This is a genomic window from Rhizobium sp. S163 (genome assembly GCF_030380805.1).
Lineage (GTDB): Bacteria > Pseudomonadota > Alphaproteobacteria > Rhizobiales > Rhizobiaceae > Rhizobium.
Genome location: NZ_JAUDSA010000036.1, coordinates 59677 through 78307 on the forward strand (window position 1 = coordinate 59677; position 18631 = coordinate 78307).

The 18631-nt window shown below is 62.9% G+C and carries 17 protein-coding genes and 1 pseudogene; 11 read left to right on the forward strand and 7 right to left on the reverse strand.

The genetic code is table 11. The features are described 5' to 3' along the window. Positions 1-37: 37 nt before the first annotated feature. A complete protein-coding gene (locus QTL96_RS25365) occupies positions 38-964 on the forward strand; it encodes a phytanoyl-CoA dioxygenase family protein (RefSeq protein WP_289729666.1) in 927 nt (308 codons plus the stop codon). Positions 965-1019: 55 nt separating this feature from the next. Here QTL96_RS25365 and QTL96_RS25370 read toward each other — a convergent pair whose 3' ends face one another. Both QTL96_RS25370 and QTL96_RS25375 read right to left on the reverse strand, forming a co-directional pair. Continuing rightward, a complete protein-coding gene (locus QTL96_RS25370; protein ID WP_018901987.1) occupies positions 1020-1784 on the reverse strand; it encodes a TerC family protein in 765 nt (254 codons plus the stop codon). A 192-nt stretch (positions 1785-1976) separates the two neighbouring features. Then, a complete protein-coding gene (locus QTL96_RS25375; RefSeq protein ID WP_289729667.1) occupies positions 1977-2648 on the reverse strand; it encodes a TetR/AcrR family transcriptional regulator in 672 nt (223 codons plus the stop codon). A gap of 154 nt (positions 2649-2802) precedes the next feature. On the opposite strand from QTL96_RS25375, the gene QTL96_RS25380 reads away from it, so the two are divergent. The 6 genes from QTL96_RS25380 to xylA all read left to right on the forward strand — a co-directional run bounded on the left by QTL96_RS25380 (position 2803) and on the right by xylA (position 10842). Further along, complete coding sequence (locus QTL96_RS25380; RefSeq protein WP_113009209.1) at positions 2803-3993, forward strand: HlyD family secretion protein; 1191 nt, start codon at positions 2803-2805, stop codon at positions 3991-3993. A gap of 45 nt (positions 3994-4038) precedes the next feature. After that, complete coding sequence (locus QTL96_RS25385; RefSeq protein WP_289729668.1) at positions 4039-5631, forward strand: DHA2 family efflux MFS transporter permease subunit; 1593 nt, start codon at positions 4039-4041, stop codon at positions 5629-5631. 142 nt (positions 5632-5773) lie between these two features. Next, a complete protein-coding gene (locus tag QTL96_RS25390) occupies positions 5774-6727 on the forward strand; it encodes an alpha/beta hydrolase (protein WP_289729850.1) in 954 nt (317 codons plus the stop codon). An 87-nt stretch (positions 6728-6814) separates the two neighbouring features. Then, the gene (locus tag QTL96_RS25395; protein ID WP_289729669.1) at positions 6815-7840 is read left to right on the forward strand and encodes a LacI family DNA-binding transcriptional regulator; all 1026 of its coding nucleotides are present in this window, start codon (positions 6815-6817) and stop codon (positions 7838-7840) included. Positions 7841-7858: 18 nt separating this feature from the next. Continuing rightward, positions 7859-9313: a xylulokinase gene (gene xylB, locus QTL96_RS25400; RefSeq protein WP_289729670.1), complete on the forward strand. Its 1455-nt coding sequence runs from the start codon at positions 7859-7861 to the stop codon at positions 9311-9313. 218 nt (positions 9314-9531) lie between these two features. Next, positions 9532-10842 (forward strand): xylose isomerase, encoded by a 1311-nt coding sequence (xylA, locus tag QTL96_RS25405; RefSeq protein WP_047509719.1) that lies wholly within the window; start codon positions 9532-9534, stop codon positions 10840-10842. A gap of 79 nt (positions 10843-10921) precedes the next feature. On the opposite strand, the gene QTL96_RS25410 is transcribed toward xylA, so the two are convergent. Further along, entirely contained in the window at positions 10922-12523 is a 1602-nt protein-coding gene (locus tag QTL96_RS25410) for an inorganic phosphate transporter (RefSeq protein ID WP_289729671.1), read from the reverse strand. A 169-nt stretch (positions 12524-12692) separates the two neighbouring features. Between QTL96_RS25410 and QTL96_RS25415 the strand changes: the two genes are divergently transcribed. Beyond that, positions 12693-13475, forward strand: a complete 783-nt coding sequence (locus tag QTL96_RS25415) for a TIM barrel protein (protein WP_289729672.1) — start codon at positions 12693-12695, stop codon at positions 13473-13475. On the opposite strand, the gene QTL96_RS25420 is transcribed toward QTL96_RS25415, so the two are convergent. The 3 genes and pseudogenes from QTL96_RS25420 to QTL96_RS25430 all read right to left on the reverse strand — a co-directional run bounded on the left by QTL96_RS25420 (position 13465) and on the right by QTL96_RS25430 (position 15204). Beyond that, the gene (locus QTL96_RS25420; protein ID WP_289729673.1) at positions 13465-13788 is read right to left on the reverse strand and encodes an addiction module antidote protein; all 324 of its coding nucleotides are present in this window, start codon (positions 13786-13788) and stop codon (positions 13465-13467) included. The two genes, QTL96_RS25415 and QTL96_RS25420, sit on opposite strands and share 11 nt — an antisense overlap. Then, on the reverse strand, positions 13781-14086 hold the full coding sequence (locus QTL96_RS25425; protein WP_289729674.1) for a type II toxin-antitoxin system RelE/ParE family toxin: 306 nt from the start codon (positions 14084-14086) through the stop codon (positions 13781-13783). The genes QTL96_RS25420 and QTL96_RS25425 overlap by 8 nt, the downstream gene beginning before the upstream one ends. Before the next feature lie 60 nt (positions 14087-14146). After that, positions 14147-15204: pseudogene (locus tag QTL96_RS25430) on the reverse strand (SDR family oxidoreductase). Between the two features lie 119 nt (positions 15205-15323). Between QTL96_RS25430 and QTL96_RS25435 the strand changes: the two are divergent. The 3 genes from QTL96_RS25435 to QTL96_RS25445 all read left to right on the forward strand — a co-directional run bounded on the left by QTL96_RS25435 (position 15324) and on the right by QTL96_RS25445 (position 17422). Further along, the gene (locus tag QTL96_RS25435) at positions 15324-15701 is read left to right on the forward strand and encodes a helix-turn-helix domain-containing protein (RefSeq protein ID WP_289729675.1); all 378 of its coding nucleotides are present in this window, start codon (positions 15324-15326) and stop codon (positions 15699-15701) included. Positions 15702-15850: 149 nt separating this feature from the next. Then, positions 15851-16900: an alpha/beta hydrolase gene (locus tag QTL96_RS25440; protein ID WP_289729676.1), complete on the forward strand. Its 1050-nt coding sequence runs from the start codon at positions 15851-15853 to the stop codon at positions 16898-16900. Between the two features lie 24 nt (positions 16901-16924). Continuing rightward, positions 16925-17422 carry a cytochrome P460 family protein gene (locus tag QTL96_RS25445; protein ID WP_289729851.1) on the forward strand — a complete coding sequence of 166 codons (498 nt, stop codon included), beginning with the start codon at positions 16925-16927 and terminating at the stop codon, positions 17420-17422. An 18-nt stretch (positions 17423-17440) separates the two neighbouring features. Here the strand turns inward: QTL96_RS25445 and QTL96_RS25450 are convergent, their stop codons facing one another. Further along, complete coding sequence (locus QTL96_RS25450) at positions 17441-18472, reverse strand: LacI family DNA-binding transcriptional regulator (protein ID WP_112532929.1); 1032 nt, start codon at positions 18470-18472, stop codon at positions 17441-17443. Between the last annotated feature and the right edge of the window lie 159 nt (positions 18473-18631).

Consider the following 18631-nt stretch of genomic DNA (forward strand, 5'->3'; position numbering starts at 1 on the left):
ATAAAGCGTCAGGCTATTCGCTTGGGAGGTGATCGAAATGTCAAGTCTTGCTGTTCAATCCTGCAGTGCGCCGGCGATAGAGCTGTTTGCCGACGGCAAGCGCCTGTCGACCGCACCGAACCGCATGGGGCGGCTGGAGGCGACGGATCCCGGTATCGGGCTTGAGGCGATCCGCGAGCGCTATGAGCGGGACGGCTATGTCTGGCTGAAAGGGTTCCTGAAGCGGGATGACGTGCTGGCGTTTCGCGGCTGGGTGTTCTCGCATCTGGCGCGATCCGGGCTGATCGAGGCGGGGTCCGACCCGGCACTCGGGCTGGCGTCAAGCGTCGAGCCCGAGAAGCAGTTGGCCGACCGCATCCTGATGGCGCTGGTGCGCTCGGCGGCCTATGAGGGGTTTTGCGCGCAGCCTCGGCTGACCCGCTTCATGGACCAGTTCCTTGCCGGCATCTCTTATCTCCACAAGCGCAAGATCATGCGCTTCACGCGCCCCGGCACGCCGACGGCGACACCGGCGCATTACGATCTCGTCTATCTGCGCGGCGGAACGAGCCGGATCGTCACGGCCTGGATTCCGCTTGGCGATACGCCGGTCGACATGGGCGGGCTGGTCTATCTCGAGGGCTCGCATGCGATCGGCAAGCGGATGGAGGAGGCGTTTGCGGAAAAAAGCGCTGCGCTCACCGCGGAAGAGCGGATCAGCGCCTATAACAGGAACATGAGCGAGGGCGGCTGGGTGTCGAAGGATCTGCCTGGGATGGCCGAGCGCTTCGATACGCGCTGGCTGATCGCCGACTACGAGGCGGGCGACGTGGTACTGCACAGCCCCTACATGATCCACGCGGCGACCACCAACCGCAGCGCCGAACAACTGATCCGGCTTTCGACCGATATCCGCTTTCAAAACGTCGAGGACGAGATCGATGCGCGCTGGGCGAACCACTGGACGCTCGGCGACATGCTCTGAACGACGGCTTTGATGCGAAACGGGCGCGGCCTGGTGGCCGCGCCCGTTTTGTTTTTTAGTGCAGGGTGTTCTGCTTGTTTGCCTCGCGCTTTCGCTTTTTGGCGTTGCGGGCCAGCATGTTGAGCACCTCGACGAGCGCCGAGAAGGCCATGGCGGCGTAGACGTAGCCCTTGGGGACGTGGAAGCCCATGCCTTCGGCGATCAGCGTCGTGCCGATCATCATCAGGAAGCCGAGCGCCAGCATGACGATGGTCGGGTTCTTCTCGATGAAGTTGGCAAGCGGGGTCGCGGCAACCAGCATGACCGTGACGGCGGCGACAACCGCGATCACCATGATCGGCAGGTGCGGCGTCATGCCGACGGCGGTGATGATGCTGTCGACGGAGAAGACGAGGTCGAGAACCAGGATCTGGCCGATGACGGCGGTGAAACTGGCGACGACAGCAGCGGATGCCGCGTCGTTCTCATGGTCGACGGGGTCCACGGTGTGGTGGATTTCCTTGGTCGCCTTCCAGAGCAGGAAGAGACCACCGGCGATCAGGATCATGTCCTTCCACGAGAAGCCGTGGCCGAAGACTTCGAAGACCGGCGTCGTCAGCTTGACGATCCAGGCGACGGTGCCGAGCAGCGCCAGGCGCATGATCAGAGCCAGACCGATGCCGAGCTTGCGGGCCTTTTCGCGGGTTTCAGGTGGAAGCTTGTTGGTGAGGATGGAAATGAAGATGAGATTGTCGATCCCGAGGACCACTTCCATCACCACCAGGGTGACGAGGGCCACCCAGGCGGCCGGGTCCTGCACGAGCATCATGATGTCTTGCATCTATGTATATCCCTTTGCGCCACATTAGCGGTCGCTCGAATGTAACCGCGCGCCTCTGCTTGGCAAGCATGTCTTGGAAAGCGCGCAAGGGAGTATACGAAAGTCGGCGGGGTTTTATTCCATGGCCCAGGTCGTTTAAGCGGGACCGCTCCTGTGCCGGAACGGTCCTGATCCGGGGATGTCAGGCGTAGATCAGCCTTTGTTCGAGACCCCATAGGTCGCCATGAACATGCGCACGGCGCCATTGATGACGCGCTCGGCTTCCTGTTTCGATGGCGGCTTTTCCATGCTGCCGAAAAGCCTGAACTTGAAGAAGCTGCCGCTGGAGAGATCGAGGAACTGGGCGGCCGCAAGTTCGATGTCGCCGATATGAAGCTGGCCGGCCTCGACATAGCGAATGAGATAGTCGCGCAGGATGGTGCGCAGGTTTTCCGGGCCGTTGAAGAAGCGCTGACAGAGCGCCGGCATCCGGTCGCGCACACCGAGCACGGTGCGCATGGCGCTGATGACCTTCTCATCGGTCATATGGGCTATGAAATCCATGCCGAAATCATGGAGACCGGTTTCCACGTCCTCGCGCTCGGCAAGCGTGGAGCGCATAGCGGCAACGAAGGCGGCGCGTTCGCTCTCGATCATTGCGGCGAACAGCTCTTCCTTGTTGGCGAAGTATACGTAGAGCGTACCCTTCGAAACGCCGGCCTCGCGCGTGATGTCGTTCATGCTGGCGGCATCGAAGCCGTATTTCATGAACGCGCGGCGGGCACCGTCGAGAATTTGTTTGCGTTTTGCGGGGTCTTCACCCGCCGCCCATCTGCCTCCTGCAGATGTCGATTCCTCCACGGAAACGTCGGAAAAGTCTGTCATAGCTCCTTAACCATATTCGCACATGCGAATGTTTCGTTAACAAAATCGAACCGGGTGGTTCGATACATCTTGATATGAACGTAAAAAGGCTCTATGTCAACTAAACCGAACCGTTCAGTTCGATCAGTTTTACTCGATTTACCGGTATTCTCTCATGTCGTCCAGCCAGAACGCCAATGTCACCAGGATTGTCAGCAAGCCTGCGGAAGATGAGGCTCAAGAAGCAGCCGTAACCGCTGAAGCGCCGCGCACGCCGCAGACCGTGGCCGCCCCGGTCGAGACAGCGCCTGAGCAGAAGAAAAAGAAGCGCAGCCCCGTGCTCCCGATCCTCGGGCTCGCACTTCTGGCCGGCGCTGCCTATTTCGGCTACCAATGGTTCACGGTCGGTCGCTTCATGATCTCGACGGATGACGCCTATATCGAAGGCGATATCGCCACGATCTCTCCCAAGGTTACCGGCTACGTCGCCAAGGTGAACGTCGTCGCCAACCAGCAGGTCAAGGTCGGCGATACCTTGGCCACGCTCGACGACGGCGACTACAAGCTGGCGCTGGAGCAGGCGCAGGCCTCGCTCGACACCGAGAAGCTGTCGCTGCAGCGCATCGACGCGCAGATCGCCGGCGGCGAGGCTAGCCTCGACCAGGCCAAGGCGCAGAAGGTAGCGCTCGATGCCACCGTTCGCGGCGCGCAGATCACCCAGACCCGCGCCAGCGAGCTGCAGGCGAAGTCGGTCGGCACGACCGCATCGCTCGACACCGCCAATATCGCGCTCGACCAGGCAAAGGCCAATCTCGTCGGCGGTGACGCCGCGATCGCATCGGCCGAAGCCAATGTGACGCTGCTGCACGCACAGCGCCGCGAAGCCGAAGGCACGATCCGCCAGCTCGAGCTTGCCCGCGACAAGGCCGCCCGCGACCTGTCCTTCACGGTTCTGAAGGCGCCTTATGACGGCGTCGTCGGCAACCGCTCGGTTCAGGAAGGCGATCTGGTTTCGCCCGGCCAGCGCCTGATGGCGCTCGTTCCGGTCCGCCAGCTCTATATCGACGCGAACTTCAAGGAAACGCAGATCCAGCATCTGGTTCCGGGCTCCAAGGTCAATGTCCATGTGGACGCCTATGACGATCATGCGATCGTCGGCACGGTGGAATCGATCTCGCCGGCATCGGGCTCGGTGTTCTCGCTGCTGCCGCCTGAAAACGCGACGGGCAACTTCACCAAGATCATTCAGCGCGTACCGGTTCGCATTGCCCTGCCGCAGGACGCGCTCGACACGGGTCGCCTGCGCGCCGGCCTCAGCGTCGTTGTCGACGTCGACACGCGCACGGCGCCGGATGCCGCCAAGTAAGACGCCTCGGGCGTAACCTGGCCACGTAATAGACGAGGTAGGCCGATGGCCGCGAGCACAACAGCAGGATCGATGCCGGCCGCGCCGGCAGCCGACGCCATGGACCCCCGCAAACTCATCGCGTTTTTCGCGATGGTCGTGGGGATGTTCATGTCCATCCTGGACATTCAGATCGTGTCGGCGTCGCTGGCCGAAATCCAGGCCGGCCTCAGCGCCGGCACGGATGAAATCGGTTGGGTCCAGACATCGTACCTGATCGCGGAAGTCATCATGATTCCGCTGTCCGGCACGCTCGCGCGCATCATCTCGACGCGCTATCTGTTCGCCTTCTCGGCGGCCGGCTTCACTGCTGCCAGCGCGCTCTGCGCGACCGCGACGAATATCGACCAGATGATCGTCTACCGTGCGATCCAGGGCTTCATCGGCGGCGGCATGATCCCGTCGGTGTTTGCTGCTGCCTTCACCATCTTCCCGCCCTCCAAGCGCAGCATCGTCTCGCCGATCATCGGCCTGATCGCGACGCTGGCGCCGACCATCGGCCCGACGGTCGGTGGCTACCTCAGCCACGCCTTCTCCTGGCACTGGCTGTTCCTCGTCAACATCATTCCCGGCATCATCGTCACGATCGTGACGTGGAATTTCATCGATTTCGACAAGCCGGAATTCTCGCTGTTCAAGAAGTTCGACTGGTGGGGCCTGGTCTCGATGGGCGTCTTCCTCGGCGCGCTGGAATATGTGCTCGAAGAGGGCAACTCGAACGACTGGTTCAATGACCGCAACATCGTTCTTGGCGCCATCGCGTCGGCGATCGGCTGCGTGGTCTTCTTCTACCGCGCCTTCAAGGTGGATTTCCCCGTCGTTGATCTCAGGGCCTTCAGCAACCGAAACTTCGCGGTCGGCTCGCTGTTTTCCTTCGTCATGGGTATCGGCCTCTACGGCCTGACCTATATCTACCCGCTCTATCTCGGGCGCATCCGCGGCTACGATTCGCTGATGATCGGCGAAACCATGTTCGTTTCCGGTCTCGCCATGTTCTTCACCGCGCCGATCGCCGGCAAGCTGTCGGCGAAGATGGATCTACGCCTGATGATGGTGCTCGGCTTCGCGAGCTTCGCCGCCGGCACCTGGATCATGACCGGCGTGACCACGGATTGGGACTTCTACGAGCTCTTCATCCCGCAGATCCTGCGCGGTTTCGGCCTGATGATGTGCATGGTGCCGATCAACAATATCGCGCTCGGCACGATGCCGCCGGCGCGCATGCGCGGCGCTTCGGGCCTGTTCAACCTGACGCGTAACCTCGGTGGCGCCGTCGGTCTCGCGGTCATCAATACCGTGCTGACGAACCGCCAGGACGTGCACTACCAGCGCATCCGCGAGCATCTGGACTGGGGCAACCCTGTCGCGAGCGACCAGATCAACAACATGGCGTCGAAGTTCGACACCTATGGCATGGATGGCGCCTCGGTCGCGATCAAGCAGATGGTCGGTATGGTGACGAAGCAGGCGATGGTGATGTCGTTCAGCGATATCTTCGTCATCCTCACCGGACTTTTCGTGGCGATGATCCTCGGCATCGTGCTGATCGACAAGCCGGCGCCGCCGCAAGGCGGTGGCGGGGGTGGCGGCGGCCACTGACGGTTCACGACAGCTTCGACGAATTCTGGCGCCGGCTTGGGAAACCAAAGCCGGCGTTTTCGCGTATATGCGATGATATCACCGGGATCGACCGCGCTTCATGTTCAAAGCTTCCGCCAGATTCGTTGCACTTCTCACCTTTATGCTGTCCGTTGCCGTGAACCACGTGTTCGCAGCCAGTCCGTCCGCCGACGAGGCGCGCATCGATGTCGGCGGCTACAGGATGAACAGCCTTTATCTCAAGGCGCGGCGGCCGGATCTGCCGCCGATCGTGTTCATCCACGGCGCCAGCGCCAATCTACACGATCCGGTATTCTCGTTTCGCGACCGGCTGGAAGGGCGCGCCGATCTTCTGTTCGTCGATCGTCCCGGCCACGGGCGCTCGGATCGCGGCGATCAGGAAAATGCATTTCCCGACGGGCAGGCCGATGCCATCGCTGATGTCATGACGAAACGCGGTATCAAGAAGGCGATCATCGTCAGCCACTCGTTCGGAGGCGCGGTGGCGGCGAGCTTCGTGCTCAGGCATCCTGACCGGGTGCTCGGTCTCGTCTTTCTATCGCCCGCCGTCTACCCCTGGCCGGGCGGTATCGCCTGGTATTACTGTGCCGCGAAGGTGCCGGTGACAGGCGCGCTGTTCAGCACCATCGTCGTGCCGCCGGTGGGGCTTGCGATGATCGACAGCGCCACGCGCTCGGTTTTCGCGCCCAATCCTCGGCCGCCCGGCTATATCAAGGAGACGCGGGCGCTGCAGGCGCTTGGGCCAAAGGCGTTCCGCGACAACGCCATCGATGTCGCCAATCTCCTGGAATGGACGAAGCGCAATTCACAGCACTACGGCCGCATCCATGCGCCGACGGTGATCATTTCCGGCGATACCGACAGCGTCGTCTCGCCTGATATCCACGCACGCCATCTTGCCCGCGCCATCAAGGGTGCGCGGCTGCTGATGATCCATAACATGGGTCACAAGTCGGATTATGTCGCGCGGGATGTGGCCGTGGCGGCGATCGAAAGCGTCGCCGGCAGGCCGCGTGATCTGAAGCGTGCTGCAGTCAGGCTCGAAACCGAGATCGCCAACGATCACGAAAAATAGCAGTCATTTCAATACGCAGAACACGTCGCCAAAAAATCTGATTTACGTACATCAAAAATGGCGTTAAAGGTCTCGTCAGGAGGAGCGATGAGACCTACGGTTCACGATATTGCCGCAGCTGCGGGCGTCAGCCTTGCGACTGTCGATCGGGTGCTGAACCAGCGCCCCGGCGTCCGGCACGTGACGCGGGAGAAGGTCGAAACCGCCATTCGCGAGATCGGTTATGTGCGCGACGTCGCCGCCGCCAATCTCGCGAAGGGGCGGACTTATTCGTTCGTGTTCATCGTTCCCGCCAGCGACAATTCCTTCATGCACGGGCTGAACGCCGAGGTGATGGCCGCCGTTGCGCGCTCGCCGGTGGAGCGCACCGATATCCGCACGCTGGAGGTTCCGGCCTTCGATCCGGCAGCCCTTGCCGCCGCACTCGATGCGCTGCGCATGGAACGTCCCGCCGGCGTGGCGCTGGTCGCCACCGATGCGCCCGAGGTTCGCGATGCCGTCGATCGGCTGGTGCAGGACGGCATTCCCGTCGTCACCGTCGTGTCCGACCTCACCGGTTCGCAGCGCCATCATTATGCCGGCGTCGACAATATCGCGGCCGGCCGCACGGCGGCGCGGTTGCTCGGCCGTTTTCTCGGCGGTGCCAAGGGCGATGTCGCGGTTCTCGCCGGCTCCATGCTGGTGCGCGACCATCGCGAGCGGCTTGAAGGTTTCGCGGCCGTCATGGCGGAAGAGTTTCCCGGTCTCTCCGTCCTACCCGTCATCGAGGGACGCGACGATCCCGACATGGCGCATATGTTGGTTTCGGATGCGCTCTCCAAGCGTGACGGCATCATCGGCGTCTACAGCCTCGGCGCCGGCAATCGCGGCCTGATCCGGGCGCTGAAGGAGAAATCCGTCGACCGGGCGCTCACCGTCATCGCGCACGAGCTGACTGATCATACGCGCACGGCACTTCTCGACGGTACGATCGACGCAATCTTGAACCAGGATGCGGGCCACGAGGTGCGCAGCGCCATCCGCGTGTTGAAGGCCAAGGCCGACGGGCTTTCGGTCATCGACGCGCAGGAGCGCATCCGTCTCGATATCTTTCTGAAAGACAATCTGCCGTAACGGCAAAGGGAGAAACACATGTATCTGGGTCTCGATCTCGGAACCTCCGGCGTCAAAGCCATGCTGATCGATGGCGATCAGAAGATCATCGGCTCTGCCAATGGTTCGCTCGACGTGTCGCGTCCGCATCACGGCTGGTCGGAGCAGGAGCCTTCGCACTGGGTGCGGGCGACCGAGGAGGCGATCGCTGGGCTGAAGGCGAAGCATCCGAAGGAGCTTGCCGCAGTCAAGGGCATCGGACTTTCCGGCCAGATGCATGGCGCGACGCTGCTCGATGCCGACGACAAGGTGCTGCGGCCCTGCATTCTCTGGAACGACACGCGCAGCTATCTCGAGGCGGCAGCGCTCGATGCCGATCCGAAATTCCGCAAGCTCACCGGCAATATCGTTTTCCCGGGCTTCACCGCGCCGAAGCTCGCCTGGGTCGCCAAGCACGAGCCGGAGATTTTCGCCAAGGTCGCCAAGGTGCTGCTGCCGAAGGATTATCTCCGCCTGTGGCTGACCGGCGAGCACATTTCCGAAATGTCGGATTCGGCCGGCACCTCCTGGCTCGACACCGGCAAGCGCAAGTGGTCGTCCGAGCTCCTGGCCGCGACCGGCCTCGATGAAAAGCATATGCCAACGCTGGTCGAAGGCACGGAAGAGGGCGGCAAGCTGCGCGGCGAGCTGGCCTCGCAATGGGGCATCACCGGTTCCGTCGTCGTTGCCGGCGGGGCGGGCGACAACGCGGCTTCCGCCTGCGGCATGGGCACCGTCAGCCACGGCGCGGCCTTCGTCTCGCTTGGCACGTCGGGCGTGCTCTTCGCCGCCAACGGCTCCTATCTGCCGAAGCCCGAGAGCGCCGTTCACGCCTTCTGCCACGCGCTGCCCAACACCTGGCACCAGATGGGCGTCATCCTGTCCGCCACCGACGCGCTGAACTGGCACTCGCACGTGACGTCCAAGTCGGCGGCGGAGCTGACCGCCGAACTCGGCGAAACGCTGAAGGCGCCATCGGGCGTCACCTTCCTTCCCTATCTCTCCGGCGAGCGCACGCCGCACAACGACGCCGTCATCCGCGGCGCCTTCATCGGGCTCGAACATGAGAGCAGCCGCGCGGTCTTGACCCAGGCGGTGCTCGAAGGCGTGTCGTTTGCGATCCGCGACAATCTCGAGGCACTTCGCTCGGCCGGCACCGATATCGCCCGCGTCACCGCCATCGGCGGTGGCTCGCGCTCGCGCTACTGGCTGGCCTCGATCGCCACCGCGCTGGGCGTCCCCGTCGACCTGCCCGCCGACGGCGACTTCGGCGCCGCCTTCGGTGCCGCGCGTCTTGGGCTGATCGCGGCGACGGGGGCTGATCCGGTCGCGGTGTGCACGCCGCCTGAGACGGATGGGACGATCGAGCCGGTTGCGGCGCTGAGTGGGGCATATGAGGAGGCTTATAGCCGCTATCGTGCGCTCTATCCGGCGATCAAGGCTTTGGCGCATTGAGAGAAAATTCACCGGGAGGTGTCGCAAGGCCCCTCCCCAACCCCTCCCCACAAGGGGGGAGGGGCTTCGCGCCCCGCGCTCCCGCCTTCCGAGGTGAGGGGCGGTGCCACCAGCTTTCTCCCCCCTTGTGGGGGAGATGCCGGCAGGCAGAGGGGGCTTGAGCCACAGGCTCCACGCAACACCATCACCATCGAACCACACCCAAGGAGGAGTACCCCATGAGCACCGGATTTTTCGGCGACATCCAGAAGATCAAGTATGAAGGCCCGGACAGCACCAATCCGCTGGCCTTCCGCTATTACCAGCCGGACGAGATCGTTCTCGGCAAGCGGATGGAAGACCATCTGCGTTTCGCGGTCGCCTACTGGCACACGTTCACATGGCCGGGCGGCGACCCCTTTGGTGGGCAGACGTTCCTGCGTCCGTGGTTCGAAGACACGATGAAGGCTGCGAAGCTGAAGGCCGATGTGGCTTTCGAATTCTTCTCGCTGCTCGGCGCGCCGTACTATTGCTTCCACGATGCCGACGTGCGCCCCGAGGGCAAGAACTTCGCCGAGAACACCAAGAACCTGAACGAGATCGTCGACTACTTCGCCGAGAAGCAGGCCGCGACCGGCACCAAGCTGCTCTGGGGCACGGCGAACCTCTTCTCCAACCGCCGCTTCATGTCGGGTGCCGCAACCAATCCCGATCCCGATGTCTTCGCCTTCTCCGCCGCGACCGTGAAGACCTGCATGGACGCCACGATGAAGCTCGGCGGCGAGAACTACGTTCTGTGGGGCGGCCGCGAAGGCTATGAGACGCTGCTCAACACCGACCTCAAGCGCGAGCTCGACCAGATGGGCCGCTTCCTCAACCTGGTGGTCGAGTACAAGCACAAGATCGGCTTCAAGGGCCAGATCCTGATCGAGCCGAAGCCGCAGGAGCCGACCAAGCACCAGTACGACTACGATGTCGCCACCGTCTACGGCTTCCTGAAGAAGAACGGCCTCGAGAACGAAGTGAAGCTCAACATCGAGCAGGGCCACGCGATCCTCGCCGGCCATTCCTTCGAGCACGAGCTGGCGCTCGCAAACGCGCTCGGCATCTTCGGCTCGATCGACATGAACCGCAACGACTACCAGTCCGGCTGGGATACCGACCAGTTCCCGAACAACGTTCCTGAGATGGCGCTGGCTTACTACCAGGTTCTGGCAGGCGGCGGCTTCACCTCCGGCGGCACCAACTTCGACGCCAAGCTGCGCCGCCAGTCGCTCGATCCGGCCGATCTGCTGATCGGTCACATCGGCGGCATGGATTGCTGCGCCCGTGGCCTGAAGGCTGCCGCCAAGATGATCGAGGACAAGGCGCTGTCGCAGCCGCTGGCTAACCGCTATGCCGGCTGGGATTCTGCCGAAAGCCAGAAGATGCTGCGCGGCGAATATTCGCTGGAGCAGATCACGGCCCGCGTCGAGAGCCAGGACATCAACCCGCAGCCGAAGTCCGGCCAGCAGGAACTGCTCGAAAACGTCGTCAACCGCTACGTCTGATAGTCGGCGGATTGTTGAGACAAAAAGGCCGGGGAGCATTCGCTTCCCGGCTTTTTCCATTGCGCTATCGGCTCAGGCCTCAGAACACCTGGCGCAGGATGATGAACAGAACGAAGGCGATGGCGATGGAGGCGGGTAGCGTCAGGATCCAGGCCATCAGCATGTTGCGCACCGTCGACCATTGCAGGCCGGAGCCGTTCGCGGCCATCGTGCCGGCAACGCCGGACGACAGTACGTGGGTGGTCGAAACCGGCAGACCGAGATGGTCGGCGGCGCCGATGGTGACCATGGCGACGACTTCGGCGGCTGCCCCTTGGCCATAGGTCAGGTGGGTCTTGCCGATCTTTTCGCCGACGGTGATGACGATGCGCTTCCAGCCGACCATGGTGCCGAGGCCGAGTGCGATGGCGACGGCGATCTTGACCCAGAGCGGGATGAACTTGGTCGCGTTGTCGACCGCCTTGTGATAGGCGCTCACCGCCTGCAGATCGGCCGGCTCCATGGCGAGCAGCTTCTGCTTGTCGATCAGCTTCAGGGCCTCGCCGATCAGGTAGATGTCGTTGCGGACGTTGCTGACCAGATGCGTGGGCACGGCTTCGAGCGTCGGGAAGGCGGCGACTTCGGCGCTTGTGGCATGGATGAACTGCTGGAGCGCCGGCGTCGTTGCGTCCGTCCAGACCTTGTTCTTCACGGCATTGCTCACCTCGACGCGGAAATCGCCGGCGGCAGCACCCGGCTTCACATATTTGCCGAGCGCGGTTTCCACCTGGGCGGACGCGCTCTTGTAGGCTTCGAGATAGTTGACGTCAGGGGTGCGGTTGAGCGCGAAGGCGGTGGGAACGAGGCCGATCAGGATCAGCATGATCAGGCCCATGCCCTTCTGGCCGTCGTTCGATCCGTGGGCGAAGCTGACGCCGGTGCAAGTGAAGATCAGCAATCCGCGGATCCAGAGCGGCGGCGGGTTGTTGCCCTTCGGCTCCTCGTAGAGCGCCTTGTTGCGCACCAGCACCTTCATGACCAGAAGCAGGACCGCTGACAGGCCGAAGCCGATCAGCGGCGAGATCAGCAGCGACAGGCCGATATTGGTGGCCTGCGACCAGTCGACACCACTGGTGGCGCTACCCGCCGGCGCAAGAAACTGGTTGGCAAGGCCCACGCCGATGATTGAGCCGACCAGCGTGTGCGAGCTCGACGAGGGCAGGCCGAGGTACCAGGTGCCGAGATTCCAGAGGATGGCGGCGATCAAGAGCGCGAAGACCATGGCGAGGCCGGAACCGGAGCCGACCTGCAGGATGAGCTCGACCGGAAGCAACGCCAGGATGCCGAAGGCGACCGCGCCGCTCGACATCATGACGCCGAGGAAATTGAAGAAGCCCGACCAGATGACGGCGAGTTCGGCCGGCATGGAGCGGGTGTAGATGACTGTCGCGACGGCGTTGGCGGTGTCATGGAAACCGTTGACGAATTCGAAGCCGAGCGCGATGAGCAATGCCAGGCCGAGCATGATCCAGGGAACGGCGGCAACGCTGGTGAGATCGCGCCCGAGCGCGTAACCGACATAGCCGAGACCGGCGACAAGCAGGAGGATGATTGCTGGAAGGAACCACTTTTTCGAAGCCGACCCGTGCAGCGGATGGTTCTCGTGATCCCGGTGAATAGTCTCGTTGGTGATGTCAGCCATCTCAGTTCCTCTCTCAGAAGCCGTCCCTTCGAGTTATGCCTGCTGCGTGAACCTCTCATGACAATCGTCAACTCCCTGTGCCGGCATGGCACGCGATGTCGCATTGCGGCTGACCGCGATCTCGGCTCTATTGCGCATAGAAATCAGCATGCATTATCGGGAGGATTACATGAGCTTGCCTTTCCAACTTGCCGCCTGCGCCGAGATGATCTGGCGCGACCGACCGATCGAATGGCGGGCCTCCAGGCTGAAGGAGATGGGCTTCGGCGTCGGGCTGTGGAACTGGCCGGAGCATGATCTGAGCAAGCTTGAGGCGACGGGTGCTACCTTCAGCATCATGAACGGTTACCTCACCGGGCGGCTGACGGATGACGAGGGGGCGGCGGAGCTTTTGAAGACGGCGCGCGAGACGGCCAAGGTCGGCAAGCGTCTCGGCGTGCAACGCCTCAACCTGCACGGAACCGGGCTGGGCGAAGGCGGCCTGCCGGTGCAGCCGATCGAGGTGGTGACCGGTCAGATGTGGCTGAAGGCGCGCGACACGCTCGCGCGCATCGTCGACATGGCGGAAGAAGAGGGCGTGGTCTTCACGCTCGAAAACCTCAACCTTGATGTCGATCATCCGGGCGTGCCCTTCGGCCGCGCCGAGGACACGCTGGCGCTGGTCTCGAGCATCGATCACCCGCACCTGCGGCTCAATCTCGACCTCTACCACGCGCAGATCGGCGAGGGGAACCTGATCGAACTCTGCCGCAAGAGCCTGCCATGGATCGGCGAAATCCGGGTCGCCGACGTCCCCGGCCGCATGGAGCCGGGAACCGGCGAGGTGAACTGGAAAGGTATCGCGCGGGCCTTGAAGGCGATGGGCTATGCCGGGCCCGTCGGTATGGAGGCGTTTGCGTCGGGTGACCCCGAAGCGGCGCTTGTGGCGTTCCGCGAGGCGTTTACGGTTTAGCGGCGGCCTTTGCCCCTTGATCGGAGCGCGCAGGCACCTTTGCCATCAGGCCGATACCGAGCGCCTTCATGACGGATAGCGTCGTCTTCAGCGTCGGGTTGCCCTCGGCGCTGAAGGAACGATAGAGCTGCTCGCGGGAAAGCCCCGTCTCACTGGCAATCTGGGTCATGCCCTTGGCGCGCGCTACGACGCCCAGCGCATGGGCGATATAGCCGGCGTCCTCGGTCTCGAACGCTTCTTCTATGAAGACGGCAATTGCTTCGTCCGATGTCAGGTCATCGGCCGGATCGTAGTGGGTGAATTTCTCAGCCATTGTTTTCATTCCATTCGCTGAACAGCCGTTTTGCCTCTGCGATATCACGCTTCTGGCTGCCTTTGTCGCCACCGCAAAGCAGGATGATCAGCGTCTTGCCATCCTGTCTGAAGTAGATGCGGTAACCTGGTCCGTAATGTATCCTCAGTTCGCTGATCCCGTCCCCGACCGGATCGGCATCGCCGGCATGTCCAAAAGCCAGCCTATCCAGCCGTGAAGCGATCAACGCCCTGGCGCGCTCGTCTTTCAAGCGCGCCCGCCATTTTCGAAAGGTCTCGGACTGCCGCAGCTCGAACATGAGGCAATGTAGTTTTAGAACTACAATCCGTCAATGATCCGCGTTTGGCGAAGGCGGAGCCTACGGAATCAACCGGTCGGCCCGCAGCTGCTTGAACAGGTCGAAGAACGCGTCGTCGGTGGGCTGGTAGTCGAGGAAGTCCATGCGGCGGCTTTTCGACATGTCGGTGACCACCTCGATCGGCCGGCCGAGGTCGGCGTCGGTGTGCCAGGGCGAGGCCAGGCGGTTGAGATCAGGCTCGGCGAGGCCGTGGCGCTTGGCGATCTCGCGCCAGAGGTCAGCGTCGTCGGCCATCTGCTGTTCGAGCGGGCGGACCACGCCGTCGAAAGCTGCGGGCTCGATGCCGAACCACGCGGCGATCCGGCCCCACATCCAGCTCCAGCGGAAGACGTCGCCGTTGACGACGTTGAAGCCGTGGTTGGCGGCGGCTGGCGCCGTCGATGCCCATTCGATGTGGCGCGCCAGCAGGCGTGCGTCGGTCATATCGGTGAGGCTCTCCCACTGCGCGGCAACGCCGGGGAAGCGGAAGGGGCGGCCGGTTTCCTTGCAGATGCTGGCATAAACGGCGAGCGTGGTGCCCATGTTCATGGCGTTGCCCACCGCCTTGCCGACGATGGTGTGCGGACGGTGAACGCTCCAGGTGAAGCCGTCGCGGGCAGCCGCCGCAAAGACCTCGTCTTCCTGCGCGTAATAGAAATTATCGATGTCGAGACGGCCCTGTTCCTCGCGGAAGGGCGTCTGCGGCAGGCTGCCCTTGCCATAGGCTTCGAAGGGGCCGAGATAGTGCTTGAGGCCGGTGACCAGCGAGACATGGCGCACCGAGCCCGAGGGCCTGACGGCATCAAGCAGATTGCGGACCATGGCCGAATTCACGCGGATGTTCTCCGCTTCCGTCGGCTGCCGCAGCCAGGTGGAGATAACGATATGCGTGGGGGCGACATCGGCAAGTGCTGATTTGAGCGATGCGGATCGAGCAGGTCGGCGGCAAGCGGCTGCACGCCGGGCGCCTGTTGCGGCTTGCGCGCGAGGCCGAAGATTTGCCAGCCCTTGCCACTCAAGAGTTCCGCCGTGGCGCTGCCGACGATGCCGCTTGCGCCTGCGATCAATGCCTTTTTCAAATGCCTGTCTCCTGATGTTCTTCTGGACGTTTCTCGGGCTGTTTTTCCGCATGTAGCCATTTCGATCGTTTGCCGCTAGAAGGCACCCATTCGAGACATAGACACCCTGAGGTAACCACATGCGAGCCGGCTCACCCGATCACGAATGGCGCGAGGATTGCGCGCCGCGCCGCGTGCTGGAGATCTTTTCCAGCAAGTGGACGAGCATGATCCTGCATGTGCTGGACACGCGGCTCGACGGCTGCGCGCGCACCGGCGTGCTGCAACGCAGCCTTCCCGGCATATCGAAGAAGATGCTGACGCAGACGCTGCGCGACATGGAGGCGGACGGGCTGGTAATGCGCCGGGTCTACGGGACGGTGCCGCCGGCCGTGGATTACACGCTGACGCCGCTTGGGAAGCGGTTCGTGGAGCCGATCGAGTTGCTCTACGGCTGGGGGCGGGCCAATGCGGATGCGCTCGACAGCCTCGCTGAACGGCGGGCGGAGAAGGACTGAACCTGTCCTTGCCGCGCGTGGCTGCAGCCAGCTCTATACCAACATATAGGCCATTTCATACGTCGGTTGCCTGTCGGTCCGTTGGGGCCCGCGCTAGCTCTCAGGATGAGCATTCGCGCTCTCCTGCAACCGACAATCGAGAGGCCCCCATGTCCGATGATACCAATCACCAACGCCGCCGCTTCCTTGGCGCAGCCGCCTTCGCTGCTGCCGCTGTCGGCATCGCCGGCACTGTGCGTGCGCAGACTGCGGGAGCGGGAGGTGGCGCGCTTGCGTCGGTCAAGCCGGGTACGAATACGTCCTTTCCGGCGCTGAAGCGGGTCAAGACCGGCGTGCTCGATATCGGCTATGCGGAGCTTGGTCCGGCGACCGGACCCGCCGTGCTGTTGCTGCATGGCTGGCCCTACGACATCTACAGCTTTGTCGATGTCGCGCCGGTTCTTGCCGATGCCGGTTATCGCGTGCTCATTCCCTATCTGCGCGGCTACGGGACGACGCGGTTCCTGTCCTCGAAGACACCGCGCAATGGACAGCAGGCGGCGATCGCCGTCGACATGATCGACTTCATGAACGCGCTGAAGATCGAGCGCGCGGTTATCGGTGGTTATGATTGGGGCGGGCGGACGGCAAATATCATGGCGGCGCTCTGGCCGGAGCGCTGCAAGGCCATGGTCTCAGTCAGCGGCTATCTGATCGGCAGCCAGGCGATCAACGAGAAGCCGCTGCCGCCGAAGGCCGAACTCTCCTGGTGGTATCAGTTCTATTTCGCGACCGAACGCGGGCGCGCCGGCTATGATGCCAACAGGCATGATTTCGCCAAGCTCATCTGGACGCTGGCCTCGCCGCAATGGCATTTCGACGACGCCACCTTCGATCGCACGGCGAAAGCCTTCGAAAATCCGGATCATGTCGCCATCACCATTCATAATTACCGCTGGCGGCTCGATCTCGCCAAGGGCGAGAAAAAATACGATGCGCTGGAGCGCAAGCTCGCCAAGTTGCCCGATATCGGCGTGCCGACGATCACGATGGAAGGTGATGCCAACGGCGCGCCGCATCCCGATCCTGCCTCCTACGCCAAGAAATTCACTGGCAAATATGAGCATCGGACGATTACCGGCGGCATCGGTCACAATCTGCCGCAAGAGGCGCCGGCGGCCTTCGCCCAGGCGATCATCGATGCCGACCGGCTTGCGTGAGTGGCTGTCATGACAGGGAAAATCATGTTGCTTGCCGCCGCCACCGCTGTCGGCGCCACCGTCTTTGCAATCGGCTCGCTCGCCGGTGAAACGCCTGCCGTCAAGCCGGTCTCGCCGATCTACGGCGTCTCCCTTCCCGAGGGCTACCGGCAGTGGGAGTTGATCGCGCCGGCGCTCGAGGATGCGCCGCTGAACGAGCTGCGCGTGGTCGTCGGCAACGACATCGCCGTCAAGGCCTATCGCAATGGCACGCTTCCGTTTCCTGATGGAAGCGTGCTCGTCAAGCTCGCGTGGAAACGCACGCCATCGGCCGAGTTCGCGCCAGCCTCTGTTCCCGGCGCGGCAACCACGGTGCAGGTCATGGTCAAGGATGCGAAGAAATACGCCGCCTCCGGCGGCTGGGGATTTGGCCGGTTCATCAATGGCGTTCCAGCCGACCAGGCCCAGCACGAGACCTGTTTTGCCTGTCACGAGGCGCGCGTGAACAATCACGACTATGTCTTTACGCGCTATGCGCCGTAGCAGATATCGGGTTTTGCGCTAGCGTTTCGACCACTGCTTCGACGGTGCCGACACGGAGTTGCGCACCACCAAATCCGGCTGCAGCAGGATCTCGGTTTCCGCTGGATGGCCGTCGCCCAGAAACTCCAGCAGCAGGGCCATGGCCTGCTTGCCGATCGCGGTGCGCGGCTGGCGCACCGTCGTCAGCGGCGGCGACATGAAGACGGCCTGGGGGACGTCGTCGAAGCCGGTGACGGAGAAGTCGCGGGGGATGTCGTAGCCGCGGGCGTTGAGGCCGATCATCACGCCGATCGCCGTCTGGTCGTTGACGCACATGAAGGCCGTCGGCAGCGTGTCGCGCATGAAGAGCTGCTCGACGGCGTGGCGGCCGCTTTCGAGCGTGCCGTCGCCTTCGAGAATGATGCGCTGGCCTTTCGCGACGCCGGCCGCATCCAGTCCCTCGTCATAGCCCTGGCGGCGCCTGGAATAGGCAAGGCGCGTCTTGCTGTCGCCGATGAAAGCGATCTTTCGGTGGCCCTCGGCGAGCAGCAAGTCGACCGCCTTGCGCGCACCCTCGATATCGTCGACGCCGACATAGGGAATGCCGCCGTTGAAGACCGGCTCGAAGACGCCGACGCTGGGCGGCAATCTTGCCGTCATCGTCTGGTGGCCGAAGGGCAGGATGCCGGTGAAGAGAATCAATCCGGCGGCTTGGTTTGAATTTAGAAATTTGAGATATTCGAGGCCGCGCTGGGCGTCATTCTGCGTATGGCCGATGAGAATGCCGTAGCCATGGGCGCGGGCCTCGTTTTCCAGGCCGATCAGAATGTTGGAAAAGTTGGGGTCGCCGATGTCGGGAGCCACGACCAGGATCATGTTGGAACGGCCGAGACGCAGGCTGCGCGCCATGGCGTTCGTCGTGTATCCCGTGATCGCGATCGCCTGGTTGACCTTCAGCCGCGTCGAGTTGGCGACCTTCTCCGGCGTATGGATCGCCCGCGACACGGTCGCGATCGAAACCTCGGCGATCCGGGCGACATCCTCGATGGTTGCGGGCGTGGAATTCGACACTGCGTCCTGCCTTGGGGCTCAATTCGCGGCGACACTACACAGACTGAAGGATACGTCAAAGGGCGAAGCCAAGAGAACTTCGTGATACGATGATGTAAACCTTTACATCGCACATGTAAAGGTTTACACAAGGGTCAAGCGGGTGGGAGTCCGCAGGGG